The sequence below is a fragment of the Rhodococcus sp. UNC23MFCrub1.1 genome (assembly GCF_000686025.1).
Classification (GTDB): domain Bacteria; phylum Actinomycetota; class Actinomycetes; order Mycobacteriales; family Mycobacteriaceae; genus Rhodococcoides.
Genome location: NZ_JMLQ01000003.1, coordinates 86,722 through 106,637 on the forward strand (window position 1 = coordinate 86,722; position 19,916 = coordinate 106,637).

Annotated in this window: 18 protein-coding genes; 11 read left to right on the forward strand and 7 right to left on the reverse strand. The window is 68.9% G+C overall.

Annotated features, from left to right (window positions below; genetic code table 11):
- Positions 1-48 precede the first annotated feature (48 nt).
- The 5 genes from ispG (at position 49) to BR07_RS0108365 (ending at position 6,415) form a co-directional block, all read left to right on the forward strand.
- Complete coding sequence (gene ispG / locus BR07_RS0108345) at positions 49-1,212, forward strand: flavodoxin-dependent (E)-4-hydroxy-3-methylbut-2-enyl-diphosphate synthase (protein ID WP_155956970.1); 1,164 nt, start codon at positions 49-51, stop codon at positions 1,210-1,212.
- 88 nt (positions 1,213-1,300) lie between these two features.
- Positions 1,301-2,134: a GNAT family N-acetyltransferase gene (locus BR07_RS0108350; RefSeq protein ID WP_027505050.1), complete on the forward strand. Its 834-nt coding sequence runs from the start codon at positions 1,301-1,303 to the stop codon at positions 2,132-2,134.
- Between the two features lie 53 nt (positions 2,135-2,187).
- Positions 2,188-3,996 (forward strand): penicillin-binding transpeptidase domain-containing protein, encoded by a 1,809-nt coding sequence (locus tag BR07_RS0108355; protein ID WP_027505051.1) that lies wholly within the window; start codon positions 2,188-2,190, stop codon positions 3,994-3,996.
- Positions 3,997-4,025: 29 nt separating this feature from the next.
- Positions 4,026-4,883, forward strand: coding sequence for a type I methionyl aminopeptidase (gene map / locus BR07_RS0108360; protein WP_027505052.1), 858 nt, complete (start codon positions 4,026-4,028; stop codon positions 4,881-4,883).
- Positions 4,880-6,415, forward strand: coding sequence for a cobyric acid synthase (locus BR07_RS0108365; RefSeq protein ID WP_027505053.1), 1,536 nt, complete (start codon positions 4,880-4,882; stop codon positions 6,413-6,415). The genes map and BR07_RS0108365 overlap by 4 nt, the downstream gene beginning before the upstream one ends.
- On the opposite strand, the gene BR07_RS0108370 is transcribed toward BR07_RS0108365, so the two are convergent.
- From BR07_RS0108370 to BR07_RS23860, 3 genes are read right to left on the reverse strand one after another with little or no spacing between them, the layout of a single operon-like run.
- The gene (locus BR07_RS0108370) at positions 6,390-7,118 is read right to left on the reverse strand and encodes a hypothetical protein (protein WP_027505054.1); all 729 of its coding nucleotides are present in this window, start codon (positions 7,116-7,118) and stop codon (positions 6,390-6,392) included. The genes BR07_RS0108365 and BR07_RS0108370 overlap by 26 nt on opposite strands.
- A complete protein-coding gene (locus tag BR07_RS0108375; protein ID WP_027505055.1) occupies positions 7,115-8,035 on the reverse strand; it encodes an ABC transporter ATP-binding protein in 921 nt (306 codons plus the stop codon). The genes BR07_RS0108370 and BR07_RS0108375 overlap by 4 nt, the downstream gene beginning before the upstream one ends.
- Positions 8,032-8,427 (reverse strand): GntR family transcriptional regulator, encoded by a 396-nt coding sequence (locus BR07_RS23860; protein WP_197027756.1) that lies wholly within the window; start codon positions 8,425-8,427, stop codon positions 8,032-8,034. Before BR07_RS23860 ends, BR07_RS0108375 begins: the two co-directional genes overlap by 4 nt.
- Positions 8,428-8,552: 125 nt before the next feature.
- Here BR07_RS23860 and BR07_RS0108385 point away from each other — a divergent pair, with 125 nt between their 5' ends.
- Positions 8,553-9,095 (forward strand): alpha/beta hydrolase, encoded by a 543-nt coding sequence (locus BR07_RS0108385; protein WP_027505056.1) that lies wholly within the window; start codon positions 8,553-8,555, stop codon positions 9,093-9,095.
- Here BR07_RS0108385 and BR07_RS0108390 read toward each other — a convergent pair whose 3' ends face one another.
- The 3 genes from BR07_RS0108390 to BR07_RS0108400 form a co-directional block, all read right to left on the reverse strand.
- Positions 9,096-10,538 (reverse strand): HNH endonuclease signature motif containing protein, encoded by a 1,443-nt coding sequence (locus BR07_RS0108390; protein ID WP_081821171.1) that lies wholly within the window; start codon positions 10,536-10,538, stop codon positions 9,096-9,098.
- Between the two features lie 107 nt (positions 10,539-10,645).
- Positions 10,646-12,055 carry a mycothione reductase gene (gene mtr, locus BR07_RS0108395; protein ID WP_027505058.1) on the reverse strand — a complete coding sequence of 470 codons (1,410 nt, stop codon included), beginning with the start codon at positions 12,053-12,055 and terminating at the stop codon, positions 10,646-10,648.
- Entirely contained in the window at positions 12,052-13,092 is a 1,041-nt protein-coding gene (locus tag BR07_RS0108400) for an alpha/beta hydrolase (RefSeq protein ID WP_027505059.1), read from the reverse strand. The genes mtr and BR07_RS0108400 overlap by 4 nt, the downstream gene beginning before the upstream one ends.
- A gap of 158 nt (positions 13,093-13,250) precedes the next feature.
- On the opposite strand from BR07_RS0108400, the gene mqo reads away from it, so the two are divergent.
- From mqo to BR07_RS0108425, 5 genes are all read left to right on the forward strand, one after another.
- Positions 13,251-14,810 carry a malate dehydrogenase (quinone) gene (mqo, locus tag BR07_RS0108405; RefSeq protein ID WP_081821172.1) on the forward strand — a complete coding sequence of 520 codons (1,560 nt, stop codon included), beginning with the start codon at positions 13,251-13,253 and terminating at the stop codon, positions 14,808-14,810.
- Positions 14,811-14,822: 12 nt separating this feature from the next.
- Positions 14,823-15,308, forward strand: a complete 486-nt coding sequence (locus tag BR07_RS0108410; protein ID WP_027505061.1) for a GNAT family N-acetyltransferase — start codon at positions 14,823-14,825, stop codon at positions 15,306-15,308.
- A 217-nt stretch (positions 15,309-15,525) separates the two neighbouring features.
- The gene (locus BR07_RS0108415; protein WP_027505062.1) at positions 15,526-17,424 is read left to right on the forward strand and encodes a VWA domain-containing protein; all 1,899 of its coding nucleotides are present in this window, start codon (positions 15,526-15,528) and stop codon (positions 17,422-17,424) included.
- Between the two features lie 11 nt (positions 17,425-17,435).
- Positions 17,436-18,056: a cob(I)yrinic acid a,c-diamide adenosyltransferase gene (gene cobO / locus BR07_RS0108420; RefSeq protein WP_027505063.1), complete on the forward strand. Its 621-nt coding sequence runs from the start codon at positions 17,436-17,438 to the stop codon at positions 18,054-18,056.
- Positions 18,050-19,462, forward strand: coding sequence for a cobyrinate a,c-diamide synthase (locus BR07_RS0108425; protein ID WP_027505064.1), 1,413 nt, complete (start codon positions 18,050-18,052; stop codon positions 19,460-19,462). Before cobO ends, BR07_RS0108425 begins: the two co-directional genes overlap by 7 nt.
- Here BR07_RS0108425 and BR07_RS0108430 read toward each other — a convergent pair.
- A complete protein-coding gene (locus BR07_RS0108430) occupies positions 19,435-19,851 on the reverse strand; it encodes a helix-turn-helix domain-containing protein (RefSeq protein WP_027505065.1) in 417 nt (138 codons plus the stop codon). The genes BR07_RS0108425 and BR07_RS0108430 overlap by 28 nt on opposite strands.
- Positions 19,852-19,916: the final 65 nt, after the last annotated feature.

Consider the following 19,916-nt stretch of genomic DNA (forward strand, 5'->3'; position numbering starts at 1 on the left):
CAGTGGGGAGGGTCAGTCGGCACCAGATGCCGTCAGAAGCTCGAAAGGATCGAAGTGACCGTTGGACTGGGCATGCCGGCCGGACCCGTACCGGTGCTCACACCGCGACGGAAGACTCGTCAGCTTCAGGTGGGCAGCGTCGGTGTCGGCAGCGACTCGCCGATCTCGGTGCAGTCGATGTGCACCACCAAGACTCACGACATCAACTCCACCCTGCAGCAGATCGCCGAACTCACCGCCGCGGGATGCGACATCGTCCGCGTCGCGTGCCCGCGTCAGGAGGATGCGGACGCCTTGGCGACCATTGCGCGCAAGTCGCAGATCCCTGTCATCGCGGACATCCACTTCCAGCCGCGGTACATCTTCGCGGCCATCGATGCCGGGTGCGCCGCGGTGCGCGTGAACCCCGGCAACATCAAGGAGTTCGACGGCCGCGTCAAGGAGGTCGCGAAGGCGGCCGGTGACGCGGGCATCCCCATCCGTATCGGAGTCAACGCAGGATCCCTCGATCCGCGCCTGATGCAAAAGTACGGCAAGGCCACGCCCGAGGCGCTGGTGGAGTCGGCGCTGTGGGAGGCCGGCCTCTTCGAGGAGCACGGTTTCGGCGACATCAAAATCTCGGTCAAGCACAACGACCCGGTCATCATGGTCGAGGCCTACCGTCAGCTCGCCGCCAAGTGCGACTACCCGCTGCACCTCGGCGTGACCGAGGCCGGGCCGGCGTTCCAGGGCACCATCAAGTCCGCCGTCGCCTTCGGATCGCTGCTGGCCGACGGCATCGGCGACACGATCCGCGTCTCGCTGTCCGCGCCGCCCAACGAGGAGATCAAGGTTGGGACGCAGATCCTGCAGTCCCTCAACCTCCGTCCCCGCAAGCTCGAGATCGTCTCCTGCCCGTCCTGCGGACGCGCACAGGTCGACGTCTACACCCTCGCCGACCAGGTGACGGCCGGACTCGAGGGCATGGAGATCCCGCTCCGCGTCGCCGTCATGGGCTGCGTCGTCAACGGTCCCGGTGAGGCGCGCGACGCCGATCTCGGTGTGGCGTCCGGAAACGGCAAGGGACAGATCTTCGTCAAGGGCGAGGTCATCAAGACGGTGCCCGAGGCGATGATCGTGGAGACCCTGATCGAGGAGGCGATGCGTATCGCCGAGTCGTACGAGTCCGACCAGGAAGCCGCCGGCGGATCGCCCGTCGTGTCGGTCAGCTGATTCTCCTCGTCTGCGGCGACATTTCCTGGCAGTGTCACCATGACAACGGGTGTGCTCGGTGCGGATCGGTGGTCACGGAGGTGGCGGGATGCTCAAGCTGCTCGGCGCTAAGGCGCTGACGAGCCGCGACACGAACGAGGTCGTCCGTGTGCTGCGCAGTGATCCCGTCGCATCGTGCATGGTGCTGGCACGTGTCGAGGAATCGGGCGTGGAGCCCCGCGACAACCACGGTGAACTGTGGTCACGCGGAGGTCCGGCATCGTCCCTGTGTTTCTCGGGAGCCAATCTCGTGCCGTTGTTCGGTACCTACGACGATCTCCGGAGTTTCGCCGAGCGCGCGTTGCGCTCTCCCCGCGTCTGCTCGTCGCTGGTGGGGCGAGCCGAACTGACGCTGCCGTTGTGGGACATGCTCGCCGCGGACTGGGGGACCCCGCGTGAGGTGCGTGCCGAGCAGCCACTGCTGGCGTTGACGAGCGCGCCCACCGCCGTGGACCCCTACGTCCGACGCGTCACCGTCGACGAGCTGGACGTGTACCTCACCGCTGCCGTGGCGATGTTCATCGAGGAGGTGGGCGTCGATCCGCGCGCGGGCGACGGCGGACGCGGCTATCGGCGGCGCATTGCCTCGTTGATCGCGGCGGGTCGCGCCTGGGCGAGGTTCGAGGAGGGCCGCGTCGTCTTCAAGGCCGAGGTCGGATCGCTGTCCACCTCGGTCGGTCAGATCCAGGGCGTGTGGGTGCACCCGCTCTACCGCGGGCGCGGGCTCGGCACCGCGGGAACCGCATCCGTGGCGGCCGCGGTGGTCGACAGCGGCCGCACGGCCAGCCTGTACGTCAACAGCTTCAACGTGCCCGCCCGCCGTGCCTACGAGCGTGTCGGGTTCGAGCGCGTCGCCACCTTCTCCACAGTTCTGCTCGACTGACACGCTGGCAGGGTGAGGGCCGCGGGCGTCCCGTCGCCCTACGATGAGAATCGATGACCTCTCGTGAACACGGCCGTGCCACCCGCGTCCTGATCGTGCTCGTCGCGGCGATCACCGCGGTGGCGGCCTCGGCGTGCACCCCGAAACCGCAGGGCCCCGAGTCCGCGGCCGATTCGTTCGTTTCCGCGCTGGCCCAGCGTGACAGTGCCGCCGCGGCGCAGGCCACGGATCGGCCGGACCTCGCGACCGCCGCCGTCGATCAGGCGTGGGACGGCCTACAGGCCGAGTCGCTCGACGCGGCGACCGGCGCGGTGAGCGTGAACGGCGACACCGCGACCGTCGACTACACCTACACGTGGCACCTTCCGAAGGACCGCACCTGGACCTACGACGGGGCCCTGCAGATGGGCCGACGCGACGGGGCCTGGGTGGTCCGGTGGAACTCGACCGATCTGCACCCCAAGCTCGGGGACACCCAGTCGATGGTGCTGCGGTCCACGTCGGCGCCGCGGGCGCGGGTCAACGAGCACGCGGGGTCCGACGTCCTGGTGCCCGGGGTGGTCCAGGGGGTGTCCTTCGACGCCGCCGAGTCGACCGACGTGGTGGGCACGGCGCGCACCCTCGAACGCATCCTGAAGCCCTTCGACGCGTCGATCACGGCGCAGTCCATCGTGGAGTCGGCGACCGCGACGCAGGGCCCTTACCGCCTGATGACCCTCCGGGACGAGGACTACGACGCCGTCGCGCCCGGTCTGCTCGCGTTGTCCGGGGTGTCGGTGACAGAGCAGTCCGACCTGGTCTCCACCGATCGCACGTTCGCCCCCGACCTGGTGAGCCAGGTGAAGAAGACCGTGATGGACCGCGTCGACGGTGCCGCGGGCTGGAGCGTCGTGGCGGTCAACACCAACGGCGCGGACACCGGTGTGTTGACCGAGACGGCGCCGCAGCCGGTTCCGTCGATCAGTATCAGCCTCGACCGTCCGGTGCAGGTGGCCGCACAGAACGCCGTCAACGTGTCACGGGACCAGGCGATGATGGTGGTGATCCAGCCGTCGACAGGCGACATCCTCGCGGTGGCGCAGAACCCGGCGGCGGATCGCGACGGTCCCGTGGCCTCGACCGGCCTCTACCCACCGGGCTCCACCTTCAAGATCATCACGGCCGGTGCGGCGATCGAGGAGGGACTCGCGACGCCCGAGACCACCGTGCCGTGCCCGGGCCGCATCGTCATCGGCGAGCGCAGCGTGCCCAACTACAACGAGTTCTCCCTCGGGGACGTCTCGATGAACACGGCCTTCACGCGCTCGTGCAACACCTCGTTCGCGAAGCTCGCCAGTGAGATGTCCGCGAGTGCTCTCACCGACGCGGCGGCCATGTTCGGCGTCGGGCCCGACTACGGCGTCGTGGGTCTGCCCACCGAGTCGGGATCCGTCCCGCCCGCAGAGGAATTGGTGCAGCGCACCGAGGACGGGTTCGGACAGGGAAAGGTGCTGGTGTCGACGTTCGGCATGGCTCTCGCCGCCGCGACCGTCGCACACGGATCGACGCCCGTTCCCCGGCTGATCCAGGGGGAGGAGACCACGATCGACGGTGACCACCCGCAGATCGAGCCGGCCATGGTCGACGGACTCCGCGGGATGATGCGCTCGGTGGTCACGAGCGGCACCGCGGACCGGATCGCCGACCAGGGCGAGGTGTACGGCAAGACGGGTGAGGCCGAGGTCGAGGGCGGATCCCATGCCTGGTTCGTCGGATACCGCGGTGATCTCGCGTTCGCGACCCTGGTCGTGCGCGGTGGCAGCTCGGACAATGCCGTCGCCGTGACGCGGGACATGATCACTGCGTTGCCCGCCGGATACTGACCTCGACCGGCGGCGACTACGCTGGTGCCATGTCCGTCCGCACCGTTCTCGAACCCGGCACCGTCTCACCCGTTCTCGATGTTCCCAAGTCCGTCGAGCGTCCCGAGTACGCGTGGAAGAAGACTGCGCGCGAAGGCCACGAGCCGTGGGTGCAGACCCCGGAGACCATCGAGAAGATGCGTCTGGCGAGCCGCATCGCCGCGCAGGCACTGCAGGAGGCCGGAAAGGCCGTCGAGCCGGGCGTCACGACGGACCGACTCGACCGTATCGCCCACGAGTACATGGTCGACCACGGCGCGTACCCGTCGACGTTGGGCTACAAGGGATTTCCGAAGTCCTGCTGCACCTCGCTCAACGAGGTCATCTGCCACGGCATCCCCGATTCGACGGTCGTGCAGGACGGCGACATCGTCAACATCGACGTCACGGCGTACATCGACGGGGTGCACGGTGACACGAACGCCACCTTCCTCGCCGGGGACGTCTCCGAGGAAGCGCGCCTGCTCGTGGAGCGCACCCACGAGGCCACCATGCGGGCGATCAAGTCGGTCAAGCCGGGTCGCGCTCTGAACGTCGTGGGACGGGTCATCGAGGCCTACGCCGATCGTTTCGGGTACGGCGTCGTCCGGGACTTCACCGGCCACGGCATCGGCACCACCTTCCACAACGGCCTGGTGGTGCTGCACTACGACGAGCCCACCGTCGAGACGGTGCTGGAGCCCGGGATGGTCTTCACCATCGAGCCGATGATCACCCTCGGCGGCATCGACTGGGACCAGTGGAACGACGGCTGGACCGTCGTCACGCGGGACCGATCCTGGACCGCCCAGTTCGAGCACACTCTCGTCGTCACGGAGACGGGCGCCGAGATCCTCACCCTCCCTTGACCCTTCGCGGCGCCATTCTGGTCGCGGGAACCACCTCGGACGCGGGCAAGAGTGTCGTTGTGGCGGGGTTGTGCCGCCTCCTCGCTCGCCGCGGTGTGAGGGTGGCGCCGTTCAAGGCGCAGAACATGTCCAACAACTCCGTCGTCACGTTGGACGGCGGGGAGATCGGTCGTGCGCAGGCACTGCAGGCCCGGGCATGCGGTCTCGAGCCCAGCGTGCGGTTCAATCCGATACTGCTGAAGCCGGGCGGGGACAGGACGTCGCAACTGGTTGTTCGCGGCCGGGCCACCGGCACCGTGGGCGCCGCCGACTACATGACGCACCGACAGCATCTGCGCTCGGTCGTGGCGGAGGAACTCGACGCTCTGCGGGTCGACTTCGACGTGGTGATCTGCGAGGGCGCCGGCTCACCCGCCGAGATCAACCTGCGGGCCACCGATCTGGCGAACATGGGACTGGCGCGCGCTGCGAGCCTTCCCGTGATCGTCGTGGGCGACATCGATCGCGGGGGAGTGCTGGCCCACTTCTTCGGCACTCTGGCCGTGCTCGACGCGGCGGATCAGGCACTGATCGCGGGGTTCGTCGTGAACAAGTTCCGCGGCGATCCCGCGCTGCTGCAACCGGGACTCGACACCCTCGAGACTCTCACGGGCCGACCGACGTTGGGCATCGTTCCGTTCAGGGACGAGTTGTGGCTCGACGCCGAGGACTCCCTCGGGACCGTGGCCGACGCACCGCTGGGCCGGCCCGCTCCTCCGATCGGATCGCAGTGGCTCCGCGTCGCCGCCGTGCGGTTACCGCGCATCTCGAATTCCACGGACGTCGAGGCCCTGGCGTGCGAACCGGGGGTGACGGTGCACTGGGCGACCGAGGCCTCCCGACTGGCAGATGCCGATCTGGTGGTGCTCCCCGGCTCCAAGGCCACGGTCCAGGACCTGGACTGGCTTCGTCGCACCGGTATCGCAGACGAGCTGGCGCGGCGCGTGGCTCGCGGTGCTCCGGTCCTCGGGATCTGCGGCGGTTACCAGATGCTGGGGAGAACGATCACCGACGCCGTGGAGTCGGGTGCCGGGCAGGTGCAGGGGCTCGGCCTCCTGGACCTCGAGATCGAATTCGCGGCGGACAAGGTGCTCTCCCGGGTCAGCGGGCATGCCGGCGCGGTCCCCGTGACCGGCTACGAGATCCACCACGGCCGGGTGACCCGAAGCGGCGACGAGCCCTGGTTCACGGGCACCGACGGCGAACCGGAGGGGAGCGTCCGTGGACGGGTGCGCGGCACCCACTGGCACGGCCTCCTGGAGAACGACGACTTTCGTCGGGCATTCCTCACGGAGGTGGCGGAGCAGGCCGGCCGCTTCGGTTTCGTGGTGGCCCCGGACACCGATGTCGACGCGATGCGCACCGCCCAGGTGGATCTGTTGGCCGACCTCATGGAGAGCTCCCTCGACGTCGACGCGCTTCTCACGCTTGTCGCCGAGGGAGCTCCCGCCCTGCCCGTGCTGCGCGTCACGCAGTCGTCCTCCGCAGGATGACGTGTGTTCCCAGACCGGCCGCGGATGCGACGAGAAGCGGCAGCAGCACCATGGTCGACAGTCGTGGTGCGTCGGCGATGGTCTCGGTGATCGTGCCCCACCACCCCTGCCAGGTGACGACGAAGATCACGGCGCCGATGACGACGGACTCGACCAGTACGGCAGTCCAGATACCGGAGACCCGCCAACGCAGGTAGACGGCGCCGGCCAGCATGCCGACGAGGTTGCACAGCAGGAACGCCGCAAGGAGGAAGAGTAGCTCGGTGACGGCATTGCCGGCGAGCGGCGTTGCGAGCGCGAACATCTGCATTCCCACCCCGAAGCCGTTCGTCGCCGTCTCCACGACAGACAGCACGAACATGCCGATTCCGAACACGAGAGCATGCGCCGCTGCGACGCACAGAGTCCCGCGGAAGAACTCGCGGCGCGTGACCCCCAGCCCCAGAACGAACGGGAACACCTGCGTCACCATCTGCGCGAACAGCACCAGGCCGAAGAGGAAGACGAACAGCGACCCGCCCGTCTTGATCTCGGTACTGCCTTCGGGAGCGAGGGACAACACCGCCCACGTGACGCCGACGATGACGGCCAGGATGCCGAGTGGCCATGCGAAGGCGAGCGTGCGGTAGTTGATGTGGACGCGCATCACGGAGACGATGCGGTCACGAGCGGGGGCTGTCCGAGTGTCGAGTGCGGTGGTCATGACGGGACGTCCTCTCGTGTGTCGGACACGGCGGGCAGCGTGGCTCGTCCGCGCGAGGTGCAGTGGACGACGAACTGTTGCAACGACACGGGTTCGACGGCGAGCCCGTCTGCAGCGACCCGGTCGAGGTCTGCCTCGGTGAGCGGGCCCACGACGGTGGTGCGGGCCATCGATCCGAATGACTCACGATGCAGCACTGCGCGATCCGCGACGAGTCGCTCGACGGCGTCGGTGGACCCACCGATGGTGACCGCGCGTCCGCGAAGATTCTCCGCATCGTCGTCGACCACGACGGTGCCGTCACTGATGACGACGACGCGGTCGACGAGCTCGCTGACCTCGTCGATGAGATGGGTGGACAGCACGACAGTGCGCGGGTGTTCCGCGAAGTCCGCGAGCAGGTGGTCGTAGAACATCTGCCGGGCCACAGCGTCGAGACCGAGGTACGGCTCGTCGAACAAGGTCAACGGTGCTCGGGACGCCAGTCCGACGACGACGCCGAGTGCCGACGTCATGCCGCGAGAGAGCTTCTTCACCTTGCGCTTCCGAGGAAGTTCGAAATCGTCGGTCAGCCGGCGGGCGAAGTCCTCGTCCCAGTCACGCATCACTGTCGCAGCGGACGAGAGAACCTGGCCGACCGTGAAGTCCTCGGGGTACTTCTGGCTTTCCTTGACGAAGCAGACGTCGCGCAGGACGGTCGCGTTCTCGAATGGGCGGGCGCCGAACACTTCCACGTCGCCGGCGTCCTGCCACGCCTGACCGGTGAGGATCTGCATCATCGTCGTCTTGCCGGCACCGTTGCGCCCCAGCAGTCCGTGGATGCGATGCTCCTGCAACTCGAAGGTCACGTCCCGGAGTGCGGCCACGTCGCCGAAGGTCTTGACGACACCACGGACCGTCGCCACTGCCGCGGTCATCGCCGGACCTCCGTGGTCATGGGATCGACAGTCGACGCGTGCGAGAGCGCGTCGATCATGTCCTGAAGTTCGGCGGTGCCGAGGCCGAGTTTGCGTGCCTCGGCCACGAGCGGCCGGACGTACTGCTCGGCGAAGCCCTCGCGCCGACGGAAGCGGAGCGCATCTCGTGCGCCCGAGGTGACGAACATTCCGATTCCTCGCTTCTTGTGGAGAATTCCGGCCGTGACCAGATGGTTCAGGCCCTTGCCTGCGGTGGCGGGGTTGATGCGGTGGAAGGCTGCCAGCTCGTTGGTCGAGGGAACCTGGCTCTCCTCGGCGAGCGAACCGTCGATGATCGAGTTCTCGATCATCTCGGCGATCTGCAGGAAGATCGGCCGGCCGTCGTCCATCACCGGGACCACCGCGCCCGGAGGCGCCGCAGCCTCATTGGTTCATTACTCATGTAATGAACCGTACAACCTTCGGCTCGGTCGTGGCAAGGGCTGCGAACGTGCAGGGTCGGGTAGCGTCGGGTCCCATGCAGCAGCAGACCGTCTCCCTGCCCTCCGGCGATCTGACCGTGCGAATCGATGGGCCGGACAGTGGCCACGCGGTGCTGTTGCTCCCGGCCGACAACGACGGCGCAGACGTCTTCGACGACACGGCGGCGCGGCTGACGACATCGGATCTGCGCACCGTCACGCTCGAGCCCGGCGTGAGTCCGAACGACACCGATCTCGTGGCGCTGCTCGATGCTCTCGGGTTGCCGTGGGTCAATCTGGTCGGCAGGGGAGAGGGCGCCGACCGCGCCTGGTCGCTCGCCGCCCGCACGTTCGGGCGCGTGTCGAGCCTGGTCGTCATCGACCGGGGTCACCCGGCTGTTCGTGACGACTCCGGTTGCCCGGCAGTCGAATTGCGTACGACGATGGTGGTCGTGGACCCCACCTTCGCGGAGGAGGCGTCCGCGACGAGCCGCTACGTCTACGGCGACTACCGCGTCGTCACGCTCGACTCGTCGACCCCGGACGCCGCGGCCGCAGCACTGGCCACCGAGATCGTGATGCGCACCAGCGCCTGGTGATCATTCGCCGGGCGCGGTGAGGTAGTCGTTCCCCTGCGAGTCGCGGATGTGGACGATGCCGTTGTGAAGCTTCCGGTAATGCCACTGCCCCCGTGTCTTCAACCCGTGATGCCGGCGGCACAGGGGTTGAAGGTTGGCGGCGACCGTCCATCCGGCTCTCCGGGGGTCGGTGTGGTCGAACGGGACGACGTGATCGAGGTCGCAGTCCTCTCTGGGCACAGCACATCCCGGATGAACGCACGTCGAATACAGGGCTGTCACCAACGCCGCGACCGCCTCGGACGGCCGGTAGGTCAACGCCCCGGCCGGGGGTACGGCGAAGCCACCGTGGCCGTCGGGGTCGGCTACGGCGCGGTCCAACGCCGATGGTGGGAGCGCGCGGAGATAGTCGACCTGCTCCCTGGCTTTGCGGGCTGTCGTGCTGCCCAGCTTCCCCGCGGTCGGTGTCCAGCCTGCGGGCATACGGCGGGTGCGGCGGACTTCCCGACCCGTGATCGGCACAGGCGGGTCGGGGACGGTGGGTGGGTCGTGCTCCGGGCAACGGTAGCTGCATCCCGCCCGCGGTTCAGTTCCGCGGGCTGCGGTGATGAGTGCTTGCCACGTCGCATCCCCGGCGATCCTCCGTGCAGTGTCCGCAGGAACCGGACCCCAGCCGACGAGGTGACCGGGTTCCCCTGCCAACCCCGCCGCCGTGGCGGCGTCGAGGACGATGACGGCATGATGGGCCGGTGCGGCCGGCGACGGCGCGTGGGCGCAACTCTCGTCAACGCAGTCGCACGGCAGAGGTGTGCCGGTGATGATCGCGTGCGCAGCGTCGAACAACCGCGCCGGCAGCGAACTCGGATCGCACACCCCTCGGGCCGCCTCGACGATGGCCCGCTTCATCCCGGCAATCTGCTCTGCGGGGCCACGAACCTTCAGCTCGGCTTGACCTCGCGGCAGCTTCCTTACCGAGACGTACCGTTCCGTCGTCGCGCGCTCCCGAGCGATGCGGTGCCACTCCGCGTCGAACTCCGCGAGAATCCGATCGACCGCCGCTGCCACCGCACCGGGAGTGCAGCTCGACGCGGCAGCGATCACACGCTGCAGCAGTGCCTCGGTGGCGTTCGGAACCCCGGCCACCGACCGGCACACCGTCCGGAACGCCGCATACGCCAACCGGCCCGCATCGAACGCCTCCGCCACCGCAGGATGCGCGGTGCGGGTCAGGAACAGCCACTCGGTCACCGTGCGCGTCGACACCGCCAACGCCGCCGCGACCTCCGCCACCGCACAGGTCTCGGCGGCTTCCGCGTCGAACACCCCACCCGGACCGAGCACCGCCGGCCGGCGCGACGACTCCTGCACGTACGCACACGACGCCGACACGGTCCGGGCGAACGAGGCCTGGGCGTCGACCTTCGCCGACACCACCACATCGACGGAAACTGGTGCGTCGTACACGAATTCACCCCCCCGGTGATGCCCCGATCAGGCCGCCCCCCGACGACCTGAACAGACAGTAACCGACACCACCGACACGGAATCAGCGTGGCGCGAGCGCGTCCGATTCAGTCGAGATCGAGTCCGAGGAGCGCGTTCTCGACCACCTCGGGCAGTGCCGGGTGGATCCAGTACTGGCCCCGTGCGACGTCGCGGACGGACTGCCCGAACGTGAGGGCCTGGATCAGCGGTTGGATCACGGTCGGCGCCTGCTCACCGATGATGTGCGCGCCCAGCAGTCGACCGGTCGCGCGGTCGGCGATCACCTTGCAGAGACCCTCGTCGTCCTCCATCGCCCAGCCGTACGCGACGTCGGCGTACTTCTGGACCTTGACCGCGATGTCGTATCCCTGGTCACGAGCCTCCTGCTCGGTGAGACCCACCTCGGCGATCATCGGATCGGTGAACACCGCGGAGGGGACGTAGCGGTGATCGAAGCGCTTCCACCCCGTCGTGTCGTCCCACGACGGCTTCAGGACGTTCTCCTGCACCACACGCGCCTCGGCATTGGCGACGTGCTTGAGCTGGTACGGCGACGAGACGTCGCCGAGTGCGAAGACGCCCTCGGCCGACGTGCGGCCGAACTCGTCGACCGCGATGCGGCCGTCGTCGTGCAGGTCGATGCCCGCCTCGTCGGCGCCGAGCTGATCGGCGTTGGGAGCGCGACCGATCGCCACCAGCAGCGCGTCCCCGCGTACCTCGGTGCCGTCCGACAGGGACACCACGACGTCGTCGCCGTCCTGACGGACACCGGTGGCATCGACCGAGAGCCGGACGTCCCACTTGTCCTGCGCGAGCGTGGTGAACTGCTGCGAGATCTCGAGATCCGACTTGCGGAGGAGGCGCTCCTTGCGTGCCAGGACCGTCACGTGCGAGCCGAGGGCCGAGAACACGTGCGCGAACTCGGCGGCGATGTAGCCCGACCCGAGCACGATCAGCCGCTCCGGAAGGGACGGCAGCCGCATGATGTCGTCGTTGGTGTGGAACGTGACGCCGCTGTCGCGGATGAAATCGGGGACGGTGGCACGCGAGCCGCTCGCGACGACGACCTTGTCGGCGGTGACGACACGGCCGTCACCGGTGTCGATACGGCGCGGTCCGACGAAGCGCGCGTGGCTGCTGAACAGCGTCACGTTGGGCGAACCTTCGCGGCGGTACTTCTCCCCGCCGTCCGCGATGGGGTCGATCCGGCCGAAGACGCGGTCCACGATGTCGGTCCACCGCACCCTGTCGATGTGGGCGTCGATGCCGTACTTCGACGCAGTGGTGACAGCGCGGGCCACCTCCGCCGCGTAGACGAACATCTTCGTCGGGATGCATCCCACGTTGATGCAGGTGCCGCCGAAGATGGACTCCTCGAACATCGCGACGCTCAACCCGTCGAAGCGCTCGTCGAGAATCGAGTTACCGGACCCGGTTCCGATGATCGCGAGGTCGAAATGCTGGACATCGGACCCGGTGTCCGCCGTGGCGCTCACGATCCGGTCGCCAGTTCTGCGTGGTCGCCGCCCGAGGGCGCGTCGGACAACCCGCTGCCGCGGTGCCGCAGCCAGTCGTCCATCTCGGCGAAGGCGCGTTCCAGCGGCTCGGGTGTGGAGAGGAAGACGTCGTGGCGGGCGCCCTCGATCGGCACGATCGTCGTGCGGTTGCCCAGGCATCCCGCCCACCGCGCGATCTGTCGGACGTCGAGAACGGCGTCCGCGGCGTCGACGTCCGGCACGTACGTCTTGGAGAAGCGGGTGACCTTGGAACGCAGGATCAGGGACGGTACGCCGATGTCGAGTCCCCGGTGCAGTTCCGCGTGGCCGCGACGGACCGCGCGGATCCAGCCGAGCTTGATGGGAAAGCCTGCCAACGGTTTCCACGACAGGTCGTAGTCCCACTCGCCGTTGCCACCCGAGCTGATGGAGAGGCCGTAGGTGTCCAGACCCTGGCCCGGCAACGCGCGCAGGGGAGCGACGCGGCCCAGGACACCGATCGCGACGGTTCCGACGCTGCGCACCAGAGGCGGGCCCTGGAGGTCGAACCACGGACTGTTCAGCACCAGACCGGAGATGCCGGCGGCAGCGGCACCCCCTCGGGTGCGTTCGAGACGATCGAGCCACAGCGGGACGATGAGGCCGCCCGTCGAGTGCGCCGCCATCAGGACCTCGGCGCCCGTCTCCTCGCGCACGATCGCCAGCGCCCGGTCGAGTTCCTCGTCGTACAGCGCCAGGTCGGACACGAAGTGCGGCGACTGCCCCTCGCCGATGGAGCGTCCGCACTTGCGCAGATCGAGTGCGTAGAACGCGTGTCCCAGATCGGCGAAGTGCTCGGCCAGATGGCGCTGGAAGAAGTAGTCGGTGAAACCGTGCACGTAGAGGACTGCGCCCTTCGGCGTCGCGGAACCCGTCACGGACCGCGTCAGGCGCACGAGTGTGGCCCGCACCTCGCCCTCGCCGTCCGGGTCGGAGCCGAGCGGTATGGTCAGTTGCTCGTAATCGTCACCGAGTACATCGGGCGCCCATGTAGTCACACTCACACAGTAATGGCCGCTTCGCAGGGGTGGCGAGGGGCACAATCGGGTACAGAGACGGTGACTGTCGCGGTGACGCGGCACGGCGCCGCGGACAGCAGCATCCGCACCGCACTCCCTGTCGGGAGTGCCGATGGACGAAGGAAGTCGATCCAGCAGTGGGCGAACACGATCAGAACAGTCAGTCCGGCACCAAGTCGGGATCGAAGGTGGAGAGGACCGACGTCGTCCTGATCGGCGCGGGCATCATGAGCGCCACGCTGGGCACGCTCCTCCGTCAGGTCGAGCCCACCTGGTCCATCTCCGTCTTCGAGCGTCTCGACGCTGCGGCCGCGGAGAGCAGCGACCCGTGGAACAACGCCGGTACGGGCCACTCCGCCCTCTGCGAGCTCAACTACACCCCGCAGGGCAAGGACGGCTCCGTCGACATCAGCAAGGCGCTGAACGTGAACGAGCAGTTCCAGGTCTCGCGGCAGTGGTGGTCGCACGCGCTGGAGGCCGGCGTGCTCGCCGACCCCAAGAACTTCATCAACCCCATCCCGCACGTCAGCTTCGTGCACGGCGAGGACAACGTGAAGTACCTGCGAGCGCGGTACGACGCGCTCTCGGGCAACCCGCTGTTCCCCGGTATGGAGTACATCGACGACGAGACCGAGTTCGCCCGTCGCCTCCCGCTGATGGCGAAGGGGCGCGATTTCAGTGATCCGATCGCGCTCAACTGGTCCGACGGCGGCACGGACGTCGACTTCGGCGCACTGACCAAGCAGCTCCTCAACCACCTCGCGGTGGAGGGCGCGTCGGTCAACTTCGGGCACGAGGTCCGCGATCTGTCCAAGAACTCCGACGGCACCTGGACCGTCAAGGTCTACAACGGGCGGACCGGCGTCACGCGCAAGATCGTCACCAAGTTCGTCTTCGTCGGCGCGGGCGGCGGCGCCCTGCACCTCCTGCAGAAGTCGGGCATCGCGGAGGCCAAGGGCTTCGGCGGTTTCCCCGTCAGCGGTGAGTGGCTGCGGTGCACCACCCCCGAGCTCGTCGAGCAGCACTCCGCCAAGGTGTACGGCAAGGCCTCGGTCGGTGCGCCCCCGATGTCGGTGCCGCACCTCGACACCCGCGTCATCGGTGGCAAGCCCGGGCTCCTGTTCGGGCCTTACGCCGGCTGGTCGCCCAAGTTCCTCAAGCAGGGCAAGATGACCGATCTCGTCAACTCGGTCAAGCCGAACAACCTGTTCTCGATGCTCGGTGTCGGTGTCACCGAGATGGCCCTCACCAAGTACCTCGTCACCGAGCTGCTGCAGTCCGAGACCGACCGCGTGGAGACGCTGCGGGAGTTCATGCCGTCCGCTCAAGGCAAGGACTTCGAGCTGGTCACCGCCGGACAGCGAGTCCAGGTGATCCGTCGCAAGGGTCGCGGCGGCGTGCTCGAGTTCGGCACCGCCGTGATCAACGCGGGCGACGGCACCATCGCGGGCCTGCTCGGGGCGTCACCCGGCGCGTCCACCGCCGTGCCGGCGATGCTGGACGTGCTGAAGCGCTGCTTCTCCGACCGGTACAGCTCGTGGGAGCCGACCCTCAAGGACATGGTTCCGTCCCTGGGCACCAAGCTGGCCGAGAACCCGCGTCTGTTCGACGAGATCTGGTCGCACACCACGCGAGTGCTGCAGCTCGACACGACCTCGGCCACCGGCCGGCAGGTCGCGCACTCCGGAACTGTGTGATACCACCATCACATGACGACGGCGACTGCAACACTCAAGCGATCCTGGGCACTCGACCTGTCGAACGAGACCCTCTACGAGCTGCTCAAGCTGCGCGTGGAGGTGTTCGTGGTGGAGCAGGCCTGCGCCTACCCCGAGCTCGACGGTAAGGACCTGCTCTCCGACACCCGCCACTTCTGGCTCGAGCGCGACGGCAGCGTGGTCTGCACACTGCGTCTCCTCGAGGAGCACGACGACGGCGAGAAGTCGTTCCGCATCGGGCGCCTGTGCACCCACCGCTCCTCGCGCGGGCAGGGCCACACCACGCGTCTGCTGCGGGCTGCGCTCGCGGAGGTCGGCTCGTCCCCGTGCCGCATCAACGCGCAGAGCTACCTGGTGGAGATGTACGCAAAGCACGGCTTCTACCCGGACGGCCAGGAAGTTCTCGAGGACGGCATCCCGCACACGCCCATGCGGCGCGGCGGCGGCAGTCCCTGGAGCGAAGGCGACAAGAACTGACTCGCCTGCACCGACACTGAACAACCGACGAACGTCTCGGAGAAGCCCGTGTGACTCGGGCGCGGTCCCGCCACTGTGACGTGGTCCGGCCTCCTTCAGGAGGTCGGACCACGGAGCCAGATCGCCGAGCGTTCGTGTCACTGCTGCGTGAGGAGACCACGCGCAGCTTCGTCTCGACTCCTCGGCGCGGTCACCGAGGTCGAACAGGACCACACGCGTGAATCCCGGATATCCGTTCTCTGCCATCGTCGGTCAGGACCGACTGCTGTTGGCGCTCTCACTCTGTGCCGTTCACCCCGGCATCGGCGGCGTGCTCGTACGCGGTGAGAAGGGCACGGCGAAATCGACCGCCGTGCGTGCGCTGACGGCGCTGATGCCTCCCGTCACGGACTCGGCGGGCACCCGGCCCGCTCGGCTCGTCGAACTGCCCGTCGGGGCGACCGAGGACCGCGTCGTCGGGTCCATCGACTTCGAGCGCATCGTCCGCGACGGCGAACGCGCCTTTACCCCCGGCCTGCTCGCGGCCGCGGACCGTGGCCTGCTGTACGTCGACGAGGTCAACCTTCTCCACGATCATCTCGTCGATCTGCTGCTCGATGCGGCAGCCATGGGCCGGGTACACGTGGAGCGGGACGGCATCTCGCACTCCTACCCGTCGACCTTCGTGCTCGTCGGCACCATGAACCCCGAGGAGGGGGAGCTGCGCCCGCAGCTGCTCGATCGCTTCGGCCTCGCCGTGGACGTCTCCGCCTCCCGCGATGTCGACACGCGGATGACGGTCGTCCGTCGCCGACTCGACTACGAACGCGACGCCGTCGCGTTCGCCGAGGCGCATGCCGACGCCGACGCGGAGATCGCGGCCCGCATCGCCGGTGCGCGGGACCGTGTCGCCGACGTCGAGCTGCCCGACTCGGAACTGCGTCGTATCGCGGCCGTGTGTGCGGCCTTCGACGTCGACGGGATGCGCGGTGACCTCGTCGTCGCGCGCACCGCGACCGCTCACGCCGCGTGGCGGGGCGGCACCACGGTGACCGAGGACGACGTGCGCGTCGCCGTCGAACTGGCGTTGCCCCATCGGCGTCGGCGCGATCCGTTCGATGCTCCCGGACTCGCGGACGGCGAGCTGGACGACGCGATGTCGCAGGCGGACGAGGACGTGCGACGTTCGGAACCGGAGCCCGATCCCGATCCCGACCCGGACGGCGGAGGCGCACCCGATCCCGCTGCCGAGGACGGTGCTCCCGAACAGTCGAGCTCCGACGATGCACCGTCCGCCGATGAACCGCCCCCGCGGCCGTCGACCGGTGGCAGCTCCGGAACCGCCGCGTCCGGGGACGGCTTCGATGCCCGGCTTCTGCAGATCGACGGTGTCGGCGACGGCGCACCCGGTCGTCGCTCACGCGCGCGGGTGTCCTCGGGTCGTGTCGTGCGTGCGACCGACTTCACCGGCGGCTCACTCCATCTCGTCGGCACTCTGATGCGTGCCGCGGAGCGCAGGGGAGCGGCCGACTCCGGCCGGTTGTCCATCGCGGGCGGTGATCTGCGCGGCGTCGATCGCGAAGGGCGCGAAGGCAATCTGATCGTCTTCGTCGTCGACGCCTCCGGCTCGATGGCGGCGCGCGACCGCCTGTCGGCGGTCACCGGTGCCGTCGTGTCGTTGCTGCGCGACGCCTACCGACGCCGCGACCGCGTCGCCGTCGTCTCGGTGCGGGGCAGCGACGCGGAGGTGATCCTCCCGCCGACCCGGTCGGTGGACGTCGCCGTCACCCGACTCCGCGACGTACGCACCGGTGGCAGAACGCCGCTCGCCTCGGGCTTCCTGACGACACGCGACGTCGTCGTACGTGAGCGGGTCCGGGAGCCGGGGCGTCGTGCCCTCGTCGTCACCCTGACCGACGGCCGAGCCACCGGTGGACCCGATCCGGTGGGACGAGCCCGTCACGCCGCCGCACTGCTGGCCGCGGACAAGGTGGCCTCCGTGGTCGTCGACTGCGAGTCCGGCATGGTTCGCCTCGGACTCGCCCGTGACCTCGCGACCGCCCTGCGCGGCACCTACATCTCACTGCCCGAACTGTCGTCGGCGAGCGTGGCCGGCGTCGTCCGGGCCGCAGCCTGAGGAGATCGTCCATGCCACAGGGAGTTCCGGCACCCGGCACCGTTCCCGACGACGGCCTGACCACCAGGCAGCGTCGCAACCTCCCGATCCTCGCCGTCCACACGGGCCCCGGAAAGGGGAAGTCCACCGCCGCGTTCGGCATGGCGATGCGCGCCTGGAACCAGGGCTTCGACGTCGCGGTCTTCCAGTTCGTCAAGAGCGCCAAGTGGAAGGTCGGCGAGGAGTCGGTGTTCCGCACCCTCGGTGATCTGCACGACGAGACCGGCGTCGGCGGCGCCGTGGAGTGGCACAAGATGGGCTCGGGATGGTCCTGGTCGCGCAAGCGCGGCGACGAGGTCGACCATGCCGAGGACGCCCGCGAAGGGTGGGCGGAGATCGCGGCGCGCATCCGGGACGAACGGCACCGCTTCTACGTCCTCGACGAGTTCACCTATCCGCTGCACTGGGGGTGGATCGACGTCGACGACGTGGTGCGCACCCTCACCGACCGGCCCGGCAACCAGCACGTCGTCATCACGGGCCGCAACGCACCCACCGCGCTGCTCGACGCCGCCGATCTGGTCACCGAGATGTCGAAGATCAAGCACCCCATGGACGCGGGTCGCAAGGGTCAGCGCGGCATCGAATGGTGAACGATCTGCCCGCCGTCGTCATCGCGGCCCCCTCGTCCGGCAGCGGAAAGACCACCATCGCCACCGGCATCATGGGCGCACTGCGCGCCGCCGGCCGGCGGGTCGCTCCGTTCAAGGTCGGCCCGGACTACATCGATCCCGGGTACCACGCCGTCGCCGCAGGACGGCCCGGTCGCAACCTCGACGCCGTCATGACGGGCCGCGACGCGATGGTGCCCGCGCTGCGCTGGGGTGCGAGCGGGTGCGACATCGCGGTCGTCGAGGGCGTCATGGGTCTCTTCGACGGTCGCATCGACCCCCACGCCACCGGACCCGCTGCGGAGGGGTCCACGGCCGCGGTCGCCGCCGCGATCGGTGCGCCGGTGATCCTGGTGGTGGATTCGCGAGGGCACAGCCAGAGCATCGGCGCGCTGGTCCACGGGTTCTCGACGTACGACCCCTCGGTCCGCGTCGCCGGGGTGATCCTCAACCGGGTCGGCAGTGAGCGACACGAGGCGGTGCTGCGACAGGCCTGCGACCGGGTCGGCGTTCCCGTGATCGGGTCGGTGCCTCGCGCCGGCGCGCTCGAGGTGCCGTCGCGTCACCTCGGCCTGGTGACCGCAGCCGAGCACGGCTCCGCCGCGGTCGACGCCGTCGCGGCGATGACCGAGCTGGTGTCGCGCCATGTCGACGTCGACGCTCTCGCTCGCATCGCGGCGACGGCGCAGGTTCCGACGGCGGAGCCGTGGAGTCCGGACGCCGCGGTGGGGGTGCGGATCGAGGGTCCGCGTCCGGTGGTCGCCGTCGCCGGTGGCCCGGCGTTCACGTTCGGCTACGCCGAGCAACCGGAGGTGCTGCGTGCCGCGGGAGCGGACGTGGCGGTGTTCGACCCGCGCCACGACCGGTTGCCCGAGGGTGCCACCGGCCTGGTCGTTCCCGGCGGGTTCCCCGAGCTCCACGCCGCCGAGCTGGCCGCCAACGAGCCACTGCTGCACGACATCCGGGCTCTCGCCGACGCCGGGTGGCCGGTGCACGGTGAGTGTGCGGGCCTCCTGTACCTGGCCACCTCGCTGGACGGGCACCGCATGGCGGCAGTGCTGGACCTCGACGTCGAGTTCGGGTCGCGGCTCACCCTCGGCTATCGAGACGCGGTGGCGCTGACGGGGTCGGTGATGTTCGACGTCGGCCAGCGCATCACCGGCCACGAATTCCACCGCACCCACGTCGTCCGGTCGGGATCGTTCGAACCCGCGTGGGCCTGGCGGCGCGACGGCAGCACCGTGCAGGAGGGATCCGTCGGCGCCGGCGGACGGGTGCACGCGTCGTATCTGCACACCCATCCGGTGGCGACGGCCCGGGGATTCGCTCGGTTCGTGGCGGCCTGCCGGCCGTCCACCGATCACGCCGCGAGCAGTCCCTCCAGGTAGTCCAGGAGCCGTGACACCTCCCGCGGGGCGCCGAGGACGACGACCTTGAGCCGGTCGCGTTGCGCGTCGTAGGCGGTGTTGACGCGCAACGGTTCACTGTCGGGTCGCGCGTCCCCGGTGGCTCTGGCGAGCAGTGCGGTCAGCCGATCCGCGGTCTCGCGGTCGACGGTGTCGATGTCGACGATCGAGGTGACCTCGACGCGATGCTCGGTGCGCAGTGTGGAGGCGGCCTGCCCGGTGAACGTCTCGAGGTCCTCGCCGGAGATGCGGTACTGCTTGCCGATGCGGACGGCGGGAAGGCGCCCGGACCGCACGTAGCCGCGGACGGTGCGCACGTGCAGCCCCAGCATGTCGGCGACATCGTCGACCGAATACATCCGCACAGTCATCCAAACAACGTAAACATCCCCTGTCGCACACGTCAATTGGGACATCTACGTGCCCCGTGGCGGCT